Consider the following 18,791-nt stretch of genomic DNA (forward strand, 5'->3'; position numbering starts at 1 on the left):
TGCCGTCGGCCATCGAGGCGGCGTGGCCAACCGGCCCGCGTCGCCGGCCACGACCCGAGCGCACAGCGACCGAATCCGGGAACTCTCGGGAACGCCCAGGTGGAAGCAGGATGTGCCCAGACACGACAAAGGGCCCTGACCAGGCCAAAAGCCCAGGTCAGAACCCTGCCGGCAGATGAGTCGGGCTGTACTCCGGTTCAGGTCGACTGGCGCTTGACCAGCTCCGTCGGCAGGATCACCGCCGCCGGATCCTCCCCGCCGATCTGCGCGAGCAGCACCCGCACCATCTCGGAGCTGATGCGGTCGTAGGGCTGGCGGATCGTGGTGAGCTCGGGGCTCGCCGCGACCGCCGCGGAGGAGTCGTCGAAGCCGCCCACCGCGACGTCCCCGGGAACGCTCCGGCCCGCCCGGTGCAGGGCGCTCAGCACGCCCTGCGCCATCAGGTCGGAGGCGACGAAGACGGCGTCGATGTCCGGGACCCGGTCGAGGAGCACCTCGGCGCCCGCCTCACCGCTGGCCCGGCTGTAGTCGCCGGAGACAATGAGCCGTTCGTCGAAGTCGATGCCCGTCTCGGCGAGCACCTCCCGGTAGCCCGCGAGTCGTTCGACACCGCCCGGCGTGTCCAGCGGGCCGGTCACCATGCCGACGCGGCGACGGCCGAGCGACACCAGATGGCGCACCATGTCCCGGGCACCGTCCCGGTCGTCCGCGGCGACGTAACTCACCTTGGAACCGACGCCGATGGGCTTGCCGCACATGACCAACGGCACGCCTGCGTCCCGCAGTTGCTCGGCGACCGGATCGCCGGAGTGACTGGAGACCAGCAGCACGCCGTCGACATGGCCGGCGGTGATGTACCGCGTGATGCGGCGTCGCTCGTCCTCGGTGCCCGCCAGCATCAGCAGCAGCGGGATGTCGTGCGCGGCCAGCGCCTGCGTACAACCACGCAGCAGGACATTGAAGTTGGGGTCCTCGAAGAACCTCTCCTGCGGCTCGGTCAGCAGGAAGCCGATCGAGTCCGAGCGTCCGGTGATCAGCGAGCGGGCGTGCCGGTTGACGACGTAACCCGTTCTGCGGATGGCGGCGTTGACCGCCTCCTGTGCGGTGGGGCTGACGTAGTGACCGCCGTTGAGCACGCGCGACACGGTCCCTCGTGAGACTCCCGCCTCGCGCGCGACGTCGTGAATCGTCGGCGGCTTGCGCCGGCCCCCCGATTGGCTCATGGTCACGACTTTACGGCTCCCGACAGCAGATCGAGGCTCCAGAACCGCTGGATGACCAGGAAGAGCGCGACGAGCGGAATGACCGCGAGCAGCGCGCCGGTGATCACGAGCGTGTAGAGGGCCGGTGTGTTGGAGCCCTGTTCGAGAAGCGTGAACAGGCCCAGGGTGATCGGGAACTTCTCGTCGTCGCTGAGCATGATGTACGGCAGCAGGAAGTTGTTCCACACCGCCACGAACTGGAAGAGGAAGACGGTCACCAGGCCGGGGATCATCATCGGCAGCGCGATCCGGCTGAAGATGCGCCACTCGCTCGCCCCGTCCATCCGCCCCGCCTCGACGACATCGGCGGGCACGGCCGCGGCGGCGTAGATCCGCGCGAGATACACGCCGTACGGGGACAGGATCAGCGGCAGCAGTACGGACGCGTACGAATCCGTGAGGTCGGCCTTGGCCATGAGCAGGTACTGCGGGATCGCGAGGATCACCGGCGGCATCAGCACGCCCGCCATCAGGATGTTGAAGACGGTCTCGCGGCCGCGGAAGCGGTAGATCGCGAGGGCATAGCCGCTGATCGCCGAGACGGCCGTCGACAGGAGGGCGCCTAGGCCCGCGTAGAGGGCGGAGTTGCCCATCCACTTCCAGTACACGCCGTCGCGGTAGGCGTTGAGGTCCTTGAGGTTGTCGGCGAAGCCGGTGCCCGGCAGGAACGTGAACGTCGAGAACAGCTCGCGGCCCGACTTGGTCGCCGCGATCACCACCCACGCCACCGGCAGCAGACAGTAGATCGCGCCGAACAGCAGCGTGAGCGTCGGGACGAAGGCGATCCGGCGGCGCAGCGGCGGACCCTGGGCGGTGCCGGGCGTGGTGCCGGCGGCCGGGGCCGCCTTGCGGACGGCAAGAGAACTCATCGTGCTTCCTCCTGCTTGTTACGGGAGTTCGCGGCGCGCAGGAAGCCGAAGGACAGCAGCAGCGTGACGAAGGCGATGATCACCGCGGTCGCGGCCGCCGAGTGGATGTCGCCCTTGCGGAAGGCGTCCTGGTACACCTTCATCAGCGGACTCCAGGTCGTGGAGACGGAGTTGGTGAGCGGCTTGAGGGTGGTCGGCTCGCTGAACACCTGGAGCGTCGCGATGATCGAGAAGAAGAAGGTGAGCACAAGCGAGGGCGCCACCATCGGGATCTTGATCCGGAGCGCGGTCTGCAGCGGCGTGGCGCCGTCCAGCTTCGCCGCCTCGTACACCTCGGCGGGGATGGCCCGCAGCGAGGTGTAGATGACGATCATGTTGAAGCCGGTGCCGCCCCACACCGCGATGTTGGACAGTGCGAGATACAGCGGCCCGCCGTCCAGCAGATCCGGCTGCGGCATGCCCAGCTTGTCGAGAACGTAGTAGAAGGGGCTGACGTCCGGCAGGTACAGGAAGCCCCACAGCATCGCCGCGACGACGCCGGGAATGGCGTACGGCAGGAAGATCGCGAGCCGCGTGAACGGCGCGAGACGGACCCGGTCGGTGTCGAGCATCAGTGCGAAGAGCAGCGCGACGCCGAGCATCACCGGGATCACGATGGCGCCGTACCCGAGCACGCGCAGCGCTCCGGCGAGCAGTTCGGAGTCGGTGAGGGAGTCGGTGTAGTTCTCCAGGCCCGCCCAGACCTCCTTGCGGGCGCCGGCGCCCAGGCCCAGGCCCTTGACCTGGACCTTGTGCAGGCTGAGCCACACCGCGTAACCGATGGGCAGCGCGAAGAAGAGGGCGAAGAGAACGGTTGCGGGAAGGAGGAAGGCGTACGGGGCCCCCTTGACCCCGTACGACCTCCGGCGTGCCTTGGTCACTCCGCGACCTCGAAGCCCTGCTTCTTGAGGTCGGCGACCGTGTCGTCCTGCATCGTCCTGAGGGCGGCACCGAAGTCCGACTTGCTCTTGGCGGCCTTGCCGAACGCGTCGTTGAAGGTGGTGTACGCGACGTTCACGTTCGGGCCCCACGCGGAGGGCGCGGTGGTCTTCGCGATGTCGGAGGCCTGGGTGTAGAAGTCCGGCTGGTTCGAGAAGAAGGCCGGCGGCTCGGTGAACGCCTCACTGGTCTGCGCGGTCGTCGCGGCCGGGTAGATGCCGCCTTCCTTCGCGAGCGCGGTCAGGGCGGCCGGGTCCGTGTTCAGCCAGGCGGCGAACTTCGCGGCGGCCGACTTGTTCTTGGAGTCCGTGGTGACGGCCGTGGACGAACCGCCCCAGCTGCCGGTCACGTTCTCGCCGTCCGACCACTGGGGGAGCGGGGCCATGGCCCACTTGCCCTTGGTGTCGGGCGCGGCGGTCGTCAGGGTGCCGGGCGCCCAGACCGCGCTGACCCAGGCGATCTGCTTGCCGGTGTTGAGCGCCTTGTTCCAGGAGGGCGTGTACATCGGCTGGTTGTCGATCGCGCCCTCCTTGACGAGACCGCCCCAGAAGTCGGCGACCTTCTGCGAGGCCGCGTCGTCGATGCCGACCTTCCACTTCTGGCCCTCGGTGGTCCACCACTTGGCGCCCGCCTGCTGCGCGAGACCGGCGAAGAGCCCGGAGTCGTTGGCGGAGAACGTGGTGAGGTCCGTCTCCGGGGACTCCTTCTTCAGCGCGCGGGCGGTGTCCGCGAACTGGTCCCAGGTCTCGGGGACGGTGAGCTTGTACTTCTTGAACAGGTCCTCGCGGTAGTAGAACATCATCGGCCCGGAGTCCTGCGGGATCGCGTACACCGCGTCCGAGCCCAGCGTCGTCTGCTGCCAGACGCCGTCGGCGAACTTGTCCTTCACGCCGTCCACCTCGCCGGCGATGTCGGCGAGCGCGTCATTGCTGACGAGGGTCGGCAGGGCCTGGTACTCGGCCTGGACCAGGTCCGGGGCCTTCTTGGCCTTGTGCGCGGTGAGGATCTTGGTGACGAGCGTGTCGCCGGACGCCTGCTTCTTGACCGTGACCTTGATCTGGTCCTGCTTGCCCTGGCCCTTGTTCCAGATGTCGGCGACCTTGTCCATGCCCGGCGTCCAGGACCAGTACGTCAGCGAGACCGGCCCCGAGTCGGCCTCGCTGTCATCGTCCGAGGAGCCGCAGGCGGCAAGAGCGGTGGCGCCGAGTGTGACGGCGACCGAGATGTTCACGAGGCGACGCAGCTTCGTGTGTGGCATGGATCTGTCTCCCTGACCGTGGTCTCCGCCTGCTGCGGAGGCCTGCCCCTTTTTTCTTGCGCGGCTCGCCTCCGGGGTGCTTCAGCCCCTTCGGATCGCCCGTGCTGCTTCTGTGAGCGTTCACAGTAGAGAAACATCCAGGACACTTGTCAATGGTTGTTGCTGTGCGGTTATGTTGGGCCCACGCCGCTGGGCGCTGTGTGTGCACGTTCCCAAATGTTCGATCAATCGGGAGAAATCCATGCCGGAGACCACCCCCACGGGCCTCACCAGGCTCGCCTTCGGTGGGGACTACAACCCCGAGCAGTGGCCGGAATCCGTCTGGCACGAGGACGTCCGGCTGATGCGCGAGGCCGGCGTCACGATGGTCAGCGTCGGAATCTTCTCCTGGGCCCTGCTGGAGCCCTCGCCGGAGACGTACGACTTCGGCTGGCTCGACCGGCTCCTCGACCTGCTCCACGAGAACGGGATACGCGCCGACCTCGGTACGCCGACGGTGGCACCGCCCGCCTGGTTCTACCGGGAGCACCCCGAAGCGCTGCCCGTGACGGCCGACGGCACCCGCTACGAGTTCGGCTCGCGGGGCGCCATATGCCACAGCAACACCCACTACCGGACCGCCGCCGCGAACATCGCCACCCAACTCGGCGCGCGGTACGCCGAGCACCCGGCGCTCGCGATGTGGCACGTCCACAACGAGTACGGGGTGCCCGTCTCGGCCTGCTACTGCGAGAGCTGCGCCGCGCACTTCCGCCGCTGGCTGGCCGACACGTACGGGACGGTCGACGCGGTCAACGAGGCCTGGGGAACGGCCTTCTGGGGCCAGCGGTACGCGGACCTCGACCAGATCAACCCGCCGCGACTGAGCCCCACCGTCGGCAACCCGGCCCAGGCGCTGGACTACAAGCGGTTCGCCGACGCCACCATGCGCGAGAACTTCGTGGCCGAGCGGGACATCCTGCACCGCCTCTCGCCCGGCATCCCGGTCACCACCAACTTCATGACCGCCCTCAGCCAGTGCGACTCCGTCGACTACTGGGCCTGGGGCCGCGAGGTCGACCTCGTCACCAACGACCACTACCTGATCACCGACGGCCGCCGTACGCACGTGAACCTGGCGATGGCCGCCGACCTCACCCGCTCCGTGGCGGGCGGCGCCCCCTGGCTGCTGCTCGAACACTCCACGTCGGGCATCAACTGGCAGACCCGCAACCCGGCCAAGGCTCCCGGCCAGATGGCCCGCAATTCCCTCGCGCATGTGGCTCGCGGCTCCGACGGCGCGATGTTCTTCCAGTGGCGGCAGTCACGGCGCGGCGCGGAGAAGTTCCACTCGGCGATGCTGCCGCACGCCGGCACGGACTCGCGGGTGTGGCGCGAGGTCGTCGAACTCGGCGCGGCCGTCGACTCGTTGAGCAGCGTGAAGGGCACCCGGACGCAGGCCGACGTGGCCGTGCTGTGGGACTGGCACTCCTGGTGGGCGCAGAACCTGGACTGGCGCCCGAGCGAGGACCACGACCCGCGCGAGCGCGCCGACGCGTTCTACGAAGCCCTCTACGACCGCCACCTCACGGTCGACTTCGCCCACCCGGAAGCCGACTTGTCGGTGTATCCCCTTGTCGTCGTACCGGCCCTCTACCTGATGACGGAGGCCGCGGGGAACAACCTGCGGGAGTACGTCGAGAACGGCGGCACCCTCGTCGTCTCGTACTTCTCCGGCATCGTCGATGAGCACGACGCCGTGCACGACGGCGCGTACCCGGGCGCGCTGCGGGACGTACTCGGCCTGACGGTCGAGGAGTTCTCGCCGCTGCTCCAGGGCGACCTGGTCCGCATCTCCGGTCCGGACGGCTCCGAGCTCACCGGCGACGTGTGGACCGAGTTCGTGGTGCCGCGCGGCGCCGAGACCGTGTGGACGTACGCCGACGGGCTCACCGCCGGTCAGCCGGCCGTCACCCGGCACCGCCTGGGCGAGGGCTCGGCCTGGTACGTGTCCACGCGCCTGGCGGCCCAGGGTCTCGACGCCCTGATCGGCTGGGCGGCCGACGACGCCCGGATCGCGCCGCGCGCCGAGCTGCCGCACGACGTCGAAGTGGTGCGCCGCGTGGGGGAGTCGGGCACGTTCCTCTTCGCCGTCAACCACTCCGCCGCCGACGCCAAGGTGCCGCTCGACGCACACGGCACCGAGTTGCTCACCGGTGAACGGACCGGGGGGCACCTGGGTGTGCCCGCGGGCGGCGTCCGGGTCGTGAAGCTCGACGGCTGAGCCCGTGACCCGTGACGGTATGGATCGGCCGCCGATCCGGGTGCCGCGCCATGCGCCGGCCGCCCGGGACGCCGTACGCGTCGGCGGTCGAACCGGATGCCATGCGATACGGCGGCCGACCCACGGAGCCGTCGGACGTGGCGGCTGGCGCACCAAGCCGTCGCAGGTGACGGCTGACGCGCAAAGCCGTCGAAGTGGCGGCTGACATACCAACCCGTACGTCGCGGCGGTCGGCTCGGCAAGCTGCACGATGCGGCGGTCGGCCGCAGGAGGCCGTTGCGATGCGGCGGCTCATGCACCACCCCGTACGTCGCGGCGGTCGGCTCGGCAAGCCGAACGATGCGGCGGTCGGGCGCACGAGGCCGTTGCGATGCGGCGGCTCATGCACCAACCCGTACGTCGCGGCGGTCGGCCCGGCAAGCCGCACGATGCGGCGGTCGGGCGCACGAAGCCGCCGCGATGCGACGGCTGATCCACCCCCACAGACCCCGGCCGGATTCCGGGGGGACATCCGGTCGGTCATGGCGGCGCCGTGTTCATGCCTTCGGGCACGGCGCCGCCATACACCCCCAAGTCTCCCCACTTCGTCGAAGGGACGACGATGTTCCACGCGAGACGCGCCCTCAGGGCACTGCTGATACCGCTCTTCGCGGGCCTGGCACTCACCACGCTCCCCGCCGGCTCGGCCCACGCCGCCTCCACGCTCACCAACGGCGGCTTCGAGTCGAACGGGACCGGCACGACGACCCCGACCGGCTGGTCCACGTACTCCGCGGGCGGCCAGAACGCGGCCTCCTTCACGGAGTCCGGTGGCCGCAGCGGGAGTTACCGGCTGAGCCACTACTCCGCTTCCGCCTACAAGGTGGAGACCTACCAGTACCTCGACGGGCTGACCAACGGGAACTACAAGCTCACCGCCTGGGTGCGCTCCGGCGGCGGCCAGAACTCCGCCTACCTCGCGCTCAAGAACTGCGGCGGCACGGAACAGCGCACCGATCTGCCCATCTCGGCCAGCGGCTGGATCCGGATCGTCGTGCCCGTCGCGGTGACCAACAACCAGTGCACGATCAGCATCAACTCCGATGCGAAGGCGGGCAACTGGATCAATGTCGACGACCTGACCTTCGCGTCGGGCACGGCGAGCCTGCCCATCAAGGGTTCTGACGTCTCGTCACTCGCCAAGAGCGAGGCCAAGGGCGGCGTCTACAAGAACAGCTCCGGCACGACTGGCGACGCGCTCGCCATCCTCAAGTCCGCCGGACAGAACTACGCGCGCCTCAAGGTGTGGGTGAACCCCGCCGACGGCTACAACAACAAGGCCCGCGTGCTGGCGATGGCCAAGCGCGTCAAGGCGCAGAACATGAAGCTCCTCGTCGACTTCCACTACTCGGACACCTGGGCCGACCCGGGCGCCCAGTCCAAGCCCGCCGCCTGGGCCGGACACTCGTACAGCCAGCTCAGGACCGACGTCTACAACCACACGTACGACGTCCTCAACGCCCTGAAGGCGCAGGGCACCACGGCCGACATGGTGCAGGTCGGCAACGAGATCAACGGCGGCATGCTCTGGAACGAGGGCTCCACCAACAACTGGTCGCAGCTCGCCGGCCTGCTCAACTCCGGCTACGACGCGGTCAAGGCGGTCAACTCGTCCACCACCGTCGCGCTGCACCTTGCCAAGGGCGGCGACCTGTCCGGCACCCGCTGGTGGTTCGACAGCGCGGTCTCCAACGGCGTGAAGTTCGACGTCATCGGGCTGTCGTTCTACGGCTACTGGCACGGTTCGCTCGCCGACTTCCAGACGACCCTGGACGACGCGGCATCGCGTTACAGCAAGCCGGTGTTCCTCGCCGAGACGGCCTACCCCTTCCGTCTGGACAGCGAGGACTCGCACGAGAACATCATCGACCTGTCCAGCGAACTGGTGGCCGGCTACCCCGCCACCACAGCCGGGCAGTCGGCGTGGCTGAGGGACGTGATGAACATCGTGGAGGCCGTCCCGAACGGCCGCGGCCTCGGCCTCTTCTACTGGGAGTCCACCTGGACCGCGGTCAACGGCAACGGCTGGGATCCGACCGACGCCGCCTCCGGCAACGGCTGGGAGAACCAGGCACTGTTCGGCTACGACGACCGGGCGCTTCCGGCGATGTCGCTGTTCAACCGCCGCTGACGGTGTGACGCCGTTGCGTCGGCCGCCGATGACGGCATGACAACGGGGCCCGCTGCTCAGCGGGCCCCGTTGTCATTCGGGCACCAGACGGACGGACGTCACTCCCGCCAGAACGGCTCGCGCAGCTTGAACTTCTGCAGCTTCCCGGTCGCCGTACGCGGCAGCGACTCGACGAAGTCGACCCGCTTGGGGCACTTGAAGCCGGCCAGCCGCGTCCGGCAGTGCGCGATCAACTCCTCGGCGGTCAGCGGTGGTTGATCCGCCGTCACGACCAACGCGGTGACCAGTTCACCCCACTTGGCGTCCGGAATCCCGATGACCGCGACCTCGCGCACGGCCGGATGCGAGGTGATCACGTCCTCCACCTCGATCGACGAGACGTTCTCGCCGCCCGAGATGATGACGTCCTTCTTGCGGTCGGAGATCACCAAGTAGCCCTCGTCGTCGAGGTATCCGCCGTCCCCGGTGTGGAACCAGCCGCCGGCCTGCGCCTTCTCCGTCTCCTCGGGCTGGTCCCAGTAGCCGTCCAGGTTGTGGTTCGAGGCGGTGAGCACCTCGCCGTCCACGTCCACGTCGACCCGTACGCCGAGTGCGGGCACCCCCGCCCGCCCGAGCCGGCGGGCACGCTCGGCGGGCTCCAGGTCGTCCCACTCCGCGCGCCCGCGGTTGACCGTGACGAGCGGTGAGGTCTCGGTGAGCCCGTAGATCTGGATGAACTCCCAGCCCAGCTCGTCCATCACGCGCTCGATGGTGCGGGTCGGCGGCGGCGCGCCCGCGCAGACGATACGAACCCGGTCGCGGCCGGGGATCTCGCCGTCCCAGTCGGCCGCCGCGTCGAGCACGGCGTTCAGGACGGCGGGCGCCGCGCACAGCAGCGTGACACCGTGCCGCTCGACACGGCGCAGGATCTCGGCGCCGTCGACCTGGCGCAGCACGATGTGGCGGCCGCCGACCCCGGTGATGCCGTACGGCATGCCCCAGCCGTTGGCGTGGAACATCGGCAGGGTGTGCAGATAGACGTCGCGGTCGCTGATCGTGGTGTGCAGACCGAACACGGTCGCGTTCAGCCACAGATTGCGGTGCGTCAGCCGAACTCCCTTGGGGCGGGCGGTCGTTCCCGAGGTGTAGTTGATGCTGGCCGTCGCCGCCTCGTCCGGCTCGGCCCACTCCCGCGGCTCGGCGCCGTGCAGGAACAGCTCCTCTTCGTCGTTCTCGCCGAGCACGAGCTTGTGCTTGACGTCGAGGGTGTCGAGCACGTCCGCGCAGGACGCGTCCGCGTAGACGACCGAGGCACCGGAGTGCCGGACGATGTAGTCGATCTCCGGCCGCGTCAGCCGGAAGTTCACCGGTACGAGGACGCGCCCCCAGCCGGAGACACCGAAGAACGAGGTCAGCAGTCGCGCCGAGTTCTGCGAGACCACCGCGACCCGGCCGCCCACCGGGACGTCCAACCGGTCGAGCCGGGCGGCCTGCGCGCGGGCGAGCGCAGCCAGTTCCCGGTACGTGAGTTCGCCGAGGCTCGGCCCCGGCTGCTCCGGTTCGTCGACGACGGCGACGCGGTCCGGATAGACGTGGGCCGCACGGTCGAGGAAGTCACGGACGGTCAGCGGGTAGTACACGACAGCACCTCCGGGTCGGTGGTTCCAACCTACGTACCGGCTACGTACGTACCCCGCTGGTCACCGCGCCTCGCGCACCGCCGCCCGCCTCTCCAGGATCGCGAGCACCCGCTCACCCCAGCGGATGTTCTCGGTCTCGAACGCGATGCCGCCCAGCAGCGTCAGATACGGGCCCACGCGCTCGGCCCCGGCCAGGTACTCCTCCTCGCCGAGGCCTTTCAGCAGCCGCAGCCGAAGCCGTTCGTACCGGGCCAGTTTCCCCCGGGCCCACTCGACGCGCTCCTCGACGCCCGCCCGGACCGCCGCGTCGTCGCCCTCGTCCACGGCCTGGAGCTTGACCAGCAGCTCGTCGCGGATCGCGGTGGGCCGGGGCGGCTCGGCAGTGAAGTCCCGCAGCGCACGCCGGCCCTCCTCCGTCAGCCGGAAGAGCCGCTTGTCCGGCCTGCGCTCCTGCCGCACGACCCGGGCCTCGATCAGCCCCGCGGACGCCATGCGCTCCAGCTCGCGGTACAGCTGCTGGGGAGTGGCCATCCAGAAGTTGGCCACCGACGCGTCGAAGGTCTTCGCCAGGTCGTACCCGGACGCCTCACCGTCGAGAAGCGAAGCCAACAGAGCATTGCGCAGTGCCATGCCAGGAGCGTACTGTCCGACGCACCTAATCAACAAATTGACTACACAGATTATGAGGTGGACTATGAACCCCTTCCGCAAGGCGGTCGAGGACGGCGACCACGCGGCCGTCGTCGACCTGCTCGCCGACGACGTCGTGTTCACCAGCCCGGTGGTCTTCAAGCCCTACGCCGGAAAGGCGATCACCGGCGCGCTCCTGGGTGCTGTCATGCGCGTCTTCGAGGACTTCCGGTACGTCCGGGAGATCGAGAACCCCGATGGCCGCGACATCGTCCTCGTCTTCGAGGCACGGGTGGGCGACCGCGCGATCCAGGGTTGCGACCTCCTGCATTTCGACGAGAACGGCCGCATCGACGACCTCACGGTGATGGTCCGCCCGCTGTCGGCGGCCCAGGCGCTCCAGGTGGCGATGGCGGCGCAGTTCGAGCTCATCGAGCGGGAGGCGTCGGGCGCCTCCTGACCAGGCCGGGTTAGCCTGATCTCCTGCCCCGACCAGGAGACGTACGCCCATGACCGCCCCCCAGTCCGAGACGGTGGACGAACCCGCGGAACTCCGCGCGCCCGCCCGGCGGCCCTCCGTGTGGCACGGGCAGGGGCCGGTCGTGGCGGTGGTCGCGGCGGGCGGCGCCCTCGGCGCCTCGGCGCGCTACGGGGCCTCCCTGCTCTGGCCCGTGCGGACGGGCGGCTTCCCCTGGACCACGTTCGGGGTCAACGTCGTCGGGTGCTTCGTGATCGGCGTCTTCATGGTCCTGATCACCGAGGTGTGGGCGGCCCACCGGCTGGTCCGCCCCTTCTTCGGCACCGGAGTGCTCGGCGGCTTCACCACCTTCTCGACGTACGCCGTCGACATCCAGAAACTGGTCGACGCGGGCCAGCCGCGGACCGGCCTCGCGTATCTGGCCGCGACCCTGGTCGCGGCGCTCACGGCGGTGTGGCTCGCGGTGACGGCGGCGCGCCGCGTACTGGCTTGGAGGCGGCGGCGATGACGACGAGGCTGACGGGTGACGCCCTGCGCGTGACGATCTTCATCGGCGAGCACGACACCTGGCACCACAAGCCGCTGTACTCGCAGATCGTGCACCGGGCGCGCGCCGCGGGCCTCGCCGGTGCGAGCGTGTTCCGCGGCATCGAGGGATTCGGGGCCTCGTCACTGATCCACACCTCGCGGCTGCTGTCCCTGAGCGAGGACCTGCCGGTGGCCGTCGTCATCGTGGACACGGAGGAACGCGTACGCGCCTTCCTGCCGGAGCTCGACGAGTTGGTGGGGGAGGGCCTGGTGATCCTCGACGACTGCGAGGTCATCAGGTACGTCGGCCGCGAGGAGCCCTCCGACGGAAAGAGCGGAAAGAGCGGCAAGAGCAGCCGGGGCGTCCGGGGCGGCAAAGGGCCCGACACGGGCGGGAAAGGTAAGAAGGCGTTGTGAACTGGGTGTTGGTGATCGCGGGCGGAATGATCGGCGCGCCGCTGCGCTACCTCACCGACCGCGCGGTGCAGTCCCGCCATGACACGGTCTTCCCCTGGGGCACCTTCACCGTGAACGTCGTCGGCTGCCTGATCCTGGGCACCCTCACCGGAGCGGCCGCGGCCGGAGCGGCCTCCTCGCACCTCCAGCTGCTGCTCGGCACCGGTCTGTGCGGGGCGCTCACCACGTACTCGACGTTCTCGTACGAGACCCTGCGGCTGACCGAGGACGGGGCCCGCTTCTATGCCGCCGTCAACGTGGTCGCGAGCGTGGTCGCAGGACTGGGCGCGGCATTTGTGGGAGTTTCGGTGGCCCAGGCCCTCTGGGTGTAGGGCACGGCGTCACACCCGGGCGTAGTAGGACTGACCTCTCGCGCATCCGCCCATCAGAACTGGATCCCATGAGCGCCATCTCCGTCGGTCAGGCCGTCGTCCTCGGAGCCGTCGAAGGGGTGACCGAGTTCCTCCCCGTCTCCTCTACCGGCCACCTGAAGATCACCGAGGGGCTCATGGGCCTCCCCGTGGACGACGACGCCGTCGTCGGCTTCTCCGCCGTCATCCAGGTCGGCGCCATCGCCGCGGTGCTCGTCTACTTCTCCAAGGACATCGTGCGGATCGTCTCCGCCTGGTTCCGCGGCCTGAAGAACCGCGAGGAACGCCACCACCACGACTACCGGTTCGCCTGGTGGGTGATCTTCGCGACCATCCCCATCGTGGTCGTCGGCCTGGCCGCGAAGCCCCTGATCGATGGCCCCCTCGCCTCGCTCTGGGTGGTCGCGGGCTCCCTGATCGTCGGCAGCGGGGTGATGTGGGCGGCCGACCAGATGGGCCGGCACAAACGCGGCGAGGACGACACCACCTTCAAGGACACGATGCTCGTGGGCGGTTCGCAGATCCTGGCGCTGCTCTTCCCCGGCTTCTCCCGCTCGGGCGCCACCATGTCGACCGCCCTCATCCTCGACCTCGACCGCGTCGCGGCCACCCGCCTCTCCTTCTTCCTCGGCATCCCCGCCCTGACCGGCGCCGGCCTGTACGAGCTGAAGGACGCGCTGGGCACGGGAACGGGGGCGGCACCGCTGGTCGTGGGGACGGCGGTGTCCTTCGTGGTGGCGTACGGATCGATCGCATGGCTGCTCAAATTCGTCGCGAAGCACTCCTTCAACACGTTCGTGATCTACCGGATCGTGGCCGGGCTGCTGCTCTTCGGCCTGCTCGGCACCGGTGTGCTCTGAGCGAGCGAAAGGGACAGGACCGGTGTACCGGGCTCCCACCCTTGACAGTCACCTCCCGTTCCCCCCAGGATCACCCCCGTGAACCTGTCAGACAGCCAGACAGCTGGCCAGCCGCCACGGCGTATCAGTGCGATGGAAGCGGTGCTCGGGTACCTGCGCGGTGCCATTGAGCGCGGCGAGTACGCGGTGGGGGACAAGCTGCCCTCCGAGGCGGAGCTCTGCCGGCAGCTGGAGGTCAGCCGGCCGGTGCTGCGGGAGGCGTTGCGGGCCCTGCAGACGATGGGGCTGACCGTGTCCCGGACCGGCAAGGGCACCTTCGTCCTGTCGAACGGGCCGGTCGAGGACCCCACCTTCGGCGACTACGCGGCCAGTGACCTGCTGGAGGTCCGGCGGCACGTCGAGATCCCCGTCGCGGGCTACGCCGCCGCCCGCCGCACACCCGAGGACCTCGACCACCTCGCCCACCTCCTCGACCGGATGGAGCGCGAGACCGACACCACCGCGTGGGTGGCCATGGACACGCTCTTTCATCTGGCCGTCGCGCAGGCCGCCCAGAACCCGGTCTTCCGTCGCGTGATCGAGGAGATCCGCGACGCGCTGGCCCGCCAGTCGGCGTTCCTCAACGAACTGGGCGGCCGCCGCGAGCAGTCCAACCGCGAGCACCGCGCCATCGTCGAGGCACTCATCGACGGCAGCGAGCACGACGCGACCGAGGCCATGGCGCACCACCTCGACCGCGTCGAGACGACCCTCACGGAGATCGTGCGCCCCGAGCGCGCGGACCAGACGGATCCCCCCACGGAATCCCCCGCAGCACCCCCCACGGAAGGCGGACCCAAGGCGTGAGCGAGCAGTCCCTCGAAAAAGAGACCGGGCAGATACGGAAACCGGGCGGTCACGTCGACGCCGGTGACGCGGGGTACAGCAAGTCCCTGAAGTCCCGCCACGTCAACATGATCGCCATCGGCGGAGCCATCGGCACGGGCCTCTTCCTCGGTGCCGGCGGCCGCCTCGCCGAAGCGGGCCCTTCCCTCTTCATCGCGTACGCCGTCTGCGGTGTCTTCGCCTTCCTGGTCGTACGGGCCCTCGGCGAACTCGTCCTCTACCGACCGTCCTCCGGTGCCTTCGTCTCGTACGCCCGGGAGTTCCTCGGCGAGAAGGGCGCGTACGTCGCGGGCTGGATGTACTTCCTCAACTGGGCCACCACCGGCATCGCCGACATCACCGCCGTGGCGGTCTACACCCACTACTGGGACATGTTCTCCGACATCCCGCAGTGGGTGCTCGCCCTCATCGCACTCGCCGTCGTCCTCACCGTGAACCTCATCTCGGTGAAGATGTTCGGCGAACTCGAATTCTGGTTCGCGATCATCAAGGTCGGCGCGCTGGTCGCCTTCATGCTGATCGGCATCTTCCTGCTGGTCACCCAGCGCCAGGTCGACGGGACGACCCCCGGCCCGTCCCTGATCACCGACAACGGCGGCGTCTTCCCCAACGGCCTGCTGCCGATGCTCCTGATCATCCAGGGCGTCGTCTTCGCCTACGCCTCCGTCGAACTGGTCGGTGTCGCGGCGGGCGAGACGGAGAACCCCGAGAAGATCATGCCGAAGGCCATCAACTCCATCATGTGGCGCGTCGGCCTCTTCTACGTCGGCTCCGTGCTGCTGCTCTCGATGCTGCTCCCCTGGAACAAGTACACCGGCGGGGAGAGCCCGTTCGTCACCGTGCTCTCCAACATCGGTATCCCGGCGGCCGGCGGCGTGATGAACCTCGTCGTCCTCACGGCGGCCATGTCTTCGCTCAACTCCGGCCTGTACTCCACCGGCCGCATCCTGCGCTCCATGGCGATGTCCGGCTCCGCACCCCGCTTCACCGGAGTCATGAGCCGCAGCCAGGTCCCGTACGGCGGAATCCTGCTCACCAGCGGAATGTGCGTGCTCGGCGTCGGACTCAACTTCGTCGTCCCCGCCGACGCGTTCGAGATCGTGCTGAACTTCGCGGCGATCGGCATCCTCGCCACCTGGGGCATGATCATGATCTGCCACCTGCAGTTCTGGCGGAAGACCGAAGAGGGCGAACTGGAGCGCCCGAGCTACCGCCTGCCGGGCTCGCCCTGGACCGAACTCGTCACGCTCTTCTTCCTCGCCTCCGTGCTCGTCCTGATGTACGCCGACGGGGGAGCGGGCCGCACGACGGTCCTGTGCCTGCCGCTGATCATGGCGGCCCTGGTAGCGGGCTGGTACGGCGTGCGCGGCCGAGTAGCGGCAGTACGAAAGGCCGGAGCGGACGCGTGACCACCAACACCCTTACCAACTACGGCAGTTCACTCGCCCAGGCGCCCTCCGTCCGGGAACCCCTGCACGCGCCCGTCGCCCACCTCATCCGCGGTGGCGTCATCGAGGGAATCCACTACGGCTCGGTCGTCGTGCTCGCCGCGGACGGCAGCGTGGAACTGCAGATCGGTGACATCGAGGCGGCCTTCTACCCACGCTCGGCACTCAAACCCGTCCAGGCCGTGGCCCTGTTGCGGGCCGGGCTGCCACTCGACGGCGACCTGCTCGCACTGACAGCCGCCAGCCACTCCGGCGAGGAACGGCATCTCGCCGGCACCCGGCGGATCCTGGAGCTCGCCGGACTCACCGAGGGTGAGCTGCGCAACGTCACGGACCTGCCCTTCGACCCGGTCGTCCGCGAGGACTGGATCCGCACCGGACGACTGCCGTCGAGGCTCGCGCAGAACTGCTCGGGCAAACACGCCGCGATGCTCTACACGGCACACCTGAACGGCTGGTCGCTCGATGACTACCTCGACCCCGCGCACCCGCTCCAGCAGGCGATCGCGGAGATCGTCGAGGACCTGACCGGCCAGGGCATCGCCCAGGTCGCGGTCGACGGCTGCGGCGCCCCGCTGTTCTCCGTCTCACTGCACGGCCTCGCCCGCGCCGCCGCCCGGATCACGACGGCCCCGCCCGGCACCCCCGAGGCACAGGTGGCCGACGCGATGCGCGAGCACGCCGAGATGGTGTCGGGTTCCGGCCGCGACGTCGCCGCGCTGATGCGGGCCGTGCCGGGACTGCTCACCAAGGACGGTTTCGAAGGCGTACAGGTCGCGGCCCTCCCGGACGGCCGGGCGGTCGCCGTGAAGATCGCGGACGGCGCGGACCGGGCACGCGTCCCGGTGACCGCGGCGGCGCTCGCACGCGCGGGCGTGAACCCGGCCGCACTCGCCGAGTTCGCCGGAGCCCCACTCCTCGGCGGCGGAGAGGTGGTCGGCAGCATCCGACCGGCCAGGGCCCTCGAACCCCTCACAGCTCCGACGCCCTGAGAAACGTACGCCCACGCCCCACTCACCCACTCCACCAGGAAGACGCGTACCACCATGACCGTCCGCAGTGAGCACGACCTGCTCGGCCACCGTGACGTCCCCGCCGAGGCGTACTGGGGTGTCCACTCCCTGCGCGCCAAAGAGAACTTCCCCATCACCGGCACGCCGATTTCCTCTTACCCGCACCTCATCGACGCGCTCGCCGCCGTCAAGGAGGCCGCCGCCCGCGCCAACGAGGAACTCGGCCTGCTCGCCCCCGAGAAGGCCGCCGCGATCATCGAGGCCTGCCGGGAGATCCGCGCCGGAAAGCTGCACGACCAGTTCGTCGTGGACGTCATCCAGGGCGGCGCCGGCACCTCCACCAACATGAACGCCAACGAGGTAGTAGCCAACCGGGCGTTGGAGCTCCTGGGCCACGCCAAGGGCGAGTATCAGCACCTGCACCCGAACGAAGATGTCAACCTCGGCCAGTCGACCAACGACGTCTACCCCACGGCCGTCAAGGTCGCCACGGTCTTCGCGGTGCACGAACTGCTCAAGGCGATGGCCGTGCTCCAGGACGCCTTCGCCGCCAAGGCCGTCGAGTTCCGCGACGTGCTGAAGATGGGCCGTACGCAGTTGCAGGACGCGGTGCCCATGACGCTCGGGCAGGAGTTCTCGGCGTACGCGGTGATGCTGGACGAGGACCGCAGCCGGCTGGCCGAGGCCGTCGAACTCATCCACGAGATCAACCTGGGCGCGACCGCCATCGGCACCGGCCTCAACGCACCCCCCGGATACGCCGAGGCCGCGCGCCGCCACCTCGCTCAGATCACCGGGCTGCCGCTGGTCACCGCCGCCAACCTGGTCGAGGCCACCCAGGACTGCGGCGCCTTCGTGCAGATGTCAGGCGTCCTCAAACGCATCGCCGTCAAGCTCTCCAAGAGCTGCAACGACCTGCGCCTGCTGTCCTCCGGACCGCGCGCGGGCTTGAACGAGATCAACCTGCCGCCGGTCCAGGCCGGTTCGAGCATCATGCCGGGCAAGGTGAATCCGGTGATCCCCGAGGTCGTCAACCAGGTCGCCTTCGAGGTGATCGGCAACGACGTCACCATCACCATGGCGGCGGAGGCCGGTCAGCTCCAGCTGAACGCCTTCGAGCCGATCATCCTGCACTCGCTCTCCGAGAGCATCACGCATCTGCGAGCCGCCTGCCTCACGCTCGCCGAGCGATGCGTCTCCGGAATCACGGCCAACACGGACATGCTCCGCGCGACCGTCGAGAACTCCATCGGCCTCGTCACCGCGCTCAACCCCCACATCGGGTACTCGGCGGCCACGGACATCGCGAAGGAGGCCCTCGCGACGGGGCGCGGCGTTGCCGAACTCGTCCTCGAAAAGGGCCTGCTGCCGGCCGACACACTTGCTGCGCTGCTCCGGCCGGAGGTATTGGCCGGGTCTCAGGTTGGCTGAGCGCTGCGAGGTGCGGCTCCGTCGTGGCTGGTCGCGCAGTTCCCCGCGCCCCTAAAGGACTGGGGTGGCTCGGGTTGGTTTGTAGGGTGCGGGTCGGCTGTGGCTGGTCGCGCAGTTCCCCGCGCCCCTGAAAAGACGAAAGACCGGGGGACTTGGGACGGTGTGATCACTGCGGGCCCGGTGGGGGCTGGGTGCGCAGTTCCCCGCGCCCCTAAAAAGCGGCCGGGGTTTTGACCGTTGCCCCCACTCAGCCGCTGTCGGCCTTCCGGCGT

General features: G+C 69.1%; 17 protein-coding genes. 11 read left to right on the forward strand and 6 right to left on the reverse strand.

Annotation, left to right across the window (positions count from 1 at the left end; translation table 11 throughout):
• Positions 1-197: 197 nt before the first annotated feature.
• The 4 genes from AB0I18_RS26240 to AB0I18_RS26255 are packed head-to-tail and all read right to left on the reverse strand — an operon-like array spanning position 198 to position 4,367.
• Positions 198-1,229, reverse strand: coding sequence for a LacI family DNA-binding transcriptional regulator (locus AB0I18_RS26240; RefSeq protein WP_363108020.1), 1,032 nt, complete (start codon positions 1,227-1,229; stop codon positions 198-200).
• Positions 1,226-2,131: a carbohydrate ABC transporter permease gene (locus AB0I18_RS26245; RefSeq protein WP_363108021.1), complete on the reverse strand. Its 906-nt coding sequence runs from the start codon at positions 2,129-2,131 to the stop codon at positions 1,226-1,228. The genes AB0I18_RS26240 and AB0I18_RS26245 overlap by 4 nt, the downstream gene beginning before the upstream one ends.
• Positions 2,128-3,051, reverse strand: a complete 924-nt coding sequence (locus tag AB0I18_RS26250; RefSeq protein ID WP_363108022.1) for a sugar ABC transporter permease — start codon at positions 3,049-3,051, stop codon at positions 2,128-2,130. The genes AB0I18_RS26245 and AB0I18_RS26250 overlap by 4 nt, the downstream gene beginning before the upstream one ends.
• The gene (locus tag AB0I18_RS26255; RefSeq protein WP_363108023.1) at positions 3,048-4,367 is read right to left on the reverse strand and encodes an extracellular solute-binding protein; all 1,320 of its coding nucleotides are present in this window, start codon (positions 4,365-4,367) and stop codon (positions 3,048-3,050) included. Before AB0I18_RS26255 ends, AB0I18_RS26250 begins: the two co-directional genes overlap by 4 nt.
• Before the next feature lie 241 nt (positions 4,368-4,608).
• Here AB0I18_RS26255 and AB0I18_RS26260 point away from each other — a divergent pair, with 241 nt between their 5' ends.
• Positions 4,609-6,630 carry a beta-galactosidase gene (locus AB0I18_RS26260; protein WP_363108024.1) on the forward strand — a complete coding sequence of 674 codons (2,022 nt, stop codon included), beginning with the start codon at positions 4,609-4,611 and terminating at the stop codon, positions 6,628-6,630.
• Positions 6,631-7,231: 601 nt separating this feature from the next.
• Complete coding sequence (locus tag AB0I18_RS26265) at positions 7,232-8,800, forward strand: arabinogalactan endo-1,4-beta-galactosidase (protein ID WP_363108025.1); 1,569 nt, start codon at positions 7,232-7,234, stop codon at positions 8,798-8,800.
• Positions 8,801-8,898: 98 nt separating this feature from the next.
• On the opposite strand, the gene AB0I18_RS26270 is transcribed toward AB0I18_RS26265, so the two are convergent.
• Complete coding sequence (locus tag AB0I18_RS26270; protein ID WP_363108026.1) at positions 8,899-10,419, reverse strand: AMP-binding protein; 1,521 nt, start codon at positions 10,417-10,419, stop codon at positions 8,899-8,901.
• A gap of 60 nt (positions 10,420-10,479) precedes the next feature.
• Entirely contained in the window at positions 10,480-11,049 is a 570-nt protein-coding gene (locus tag AB0I18_RS26275) for a PadR family transcriptional regulator (RefSeq protein ID WP_363108027.1), read from the reverse strand.
• A gap of 64 nt (positions 11,050-11,113) precedes the next feature.
• Between AB0I18_RS26275 and AB0I18_RS26280 the strand changes: the two genes are divergently transcribed.
• From AB0I18_RS26280 to aspA, 9 genes are all read left to right on the forward strand, one after another.
• Positions 11,114-11,509, forward strand: a complete 396-nt coding sequence (locus AB0I18_RS26280; protein WP_363108028.1) for a nuclear transport factor 2 family protein — start codon at positions 11,114-11,116, stop codon at positions 11,507-11,509.
• Positions 11,510-11,558: 49 nt separating this feature from the next.
• On the forward strand, positions 11,559-12,035 hold the full coding sequence (gene crcB, locus AB0I18_RS26285) for a fluoride efflux transporter CrcB (protein WP_363108029.1): 477 nt from the start codon (positions 11,559-11,561) through the stop codon (positions 12,033-12,035).
• A complete protein-coding gene (locus AB0I18_RS26290; protein ID WP_363108030.1) occupies positions 12,032-12,472 on the forward strand; it encodes a DUF190 domain-containing protein in 441 nt (146 codons plus the stop codon). The genes crcB (AB0I18_RS26285) and AB0I18_RS26290 overlap by 4 nt, the downstream gene beginning before the upstream one ends.
• Complete coding sequence (gene crcB, locus AB0I18_RS26295; protein ID WP_363108031.1) at positions 12,469-12,843, forward strand: fluoride efflux transporter CrcB; 375 nt, start codon at positions 12,469-12,471, stop codon at positions 12,841-12,843. Before AB0I18_RS26290 ends, crcB (AB0I18_RS26295) begins: the two co-directional genes overlap by 4 nt.
• 68 nt (positions 12,844-12,911) lie before the next feature.
• A complete protein-coding gene (locus AB0I18_RS26300; RefSeq protein WP_363108032.1) occupies positions 12,912-13,742 on the forward strand; it encodes an undecaprenyl-diphosphate phosphatase in 831 nt (276 codons plus the stop codon).
• A gap of 78 nt (positions 13,743-13,820) precedes the next feature.
• Positions 13,821-14,588, forward strand: a complete 768-nt coding sequence (locus AB0I18_RS26305; RefSeq protein ID WP_363108033.1) for a FadR/GntR family transcriptional regulator — start codon at positions 13,821-13,823, stop codon at positions 14,586-14,588.
• Positions 14,585-16,036, forward strand: a complete 1,452-nt coding sequence (locus tag AB0I18_RS26310) for an amino acid permease (RefSeq protein WP_363108034.1) — start codon at positions 14,585-14,587, stop codon at positions 16,034-16,036. Before AB0I18_RS26305 ends, AB0I18_RS26310 begins: the two co-directional genes overlap by 4 nt.
• Positions 16,033-17,067: an asparaginase gene (locus tag AB0I18_RS26315; protein WP_363108035.1), complete on the forward strand. Its 1,035-nt coding sequence runs from the start codon at positions 16,033-16,035 to the stop codon at positions 17,065-17,067. The genes AB0I18_RS26310 and AB0I18_RS26315 overlap by 4 nt, the downstream gene beginning before the upstream one ends.
• 54 nt (positions 17,068-17,121) lie before the next feature.
• Positions 17,122-18,519 carry an aspartate ammonia-lyase gene (gene aspA, locus AB0I18_RS26320; RefSeq protein ID WP_363108036.1) on the forward strand — a complete coding sequence of 466 codons (1,398 nt, stop codon included), beginning with the start codon at positions 17,122-17,124 and terminating at the stop codon, positions 18,517-18,519.
• Positions 18,520-18,791: the final 272 nt, after the last annotated feature.

It is taken from the genome of Streptomyces sp. NPDC050704 (assembly GCF_040654355.1).
In the GTDB taxonomy this organism is placed as follows: domain Bacteria; phylum Actinomycetota; class Actinomycetes; order Streptomycetales; family Streptomycetaceae; genus Streptomyces.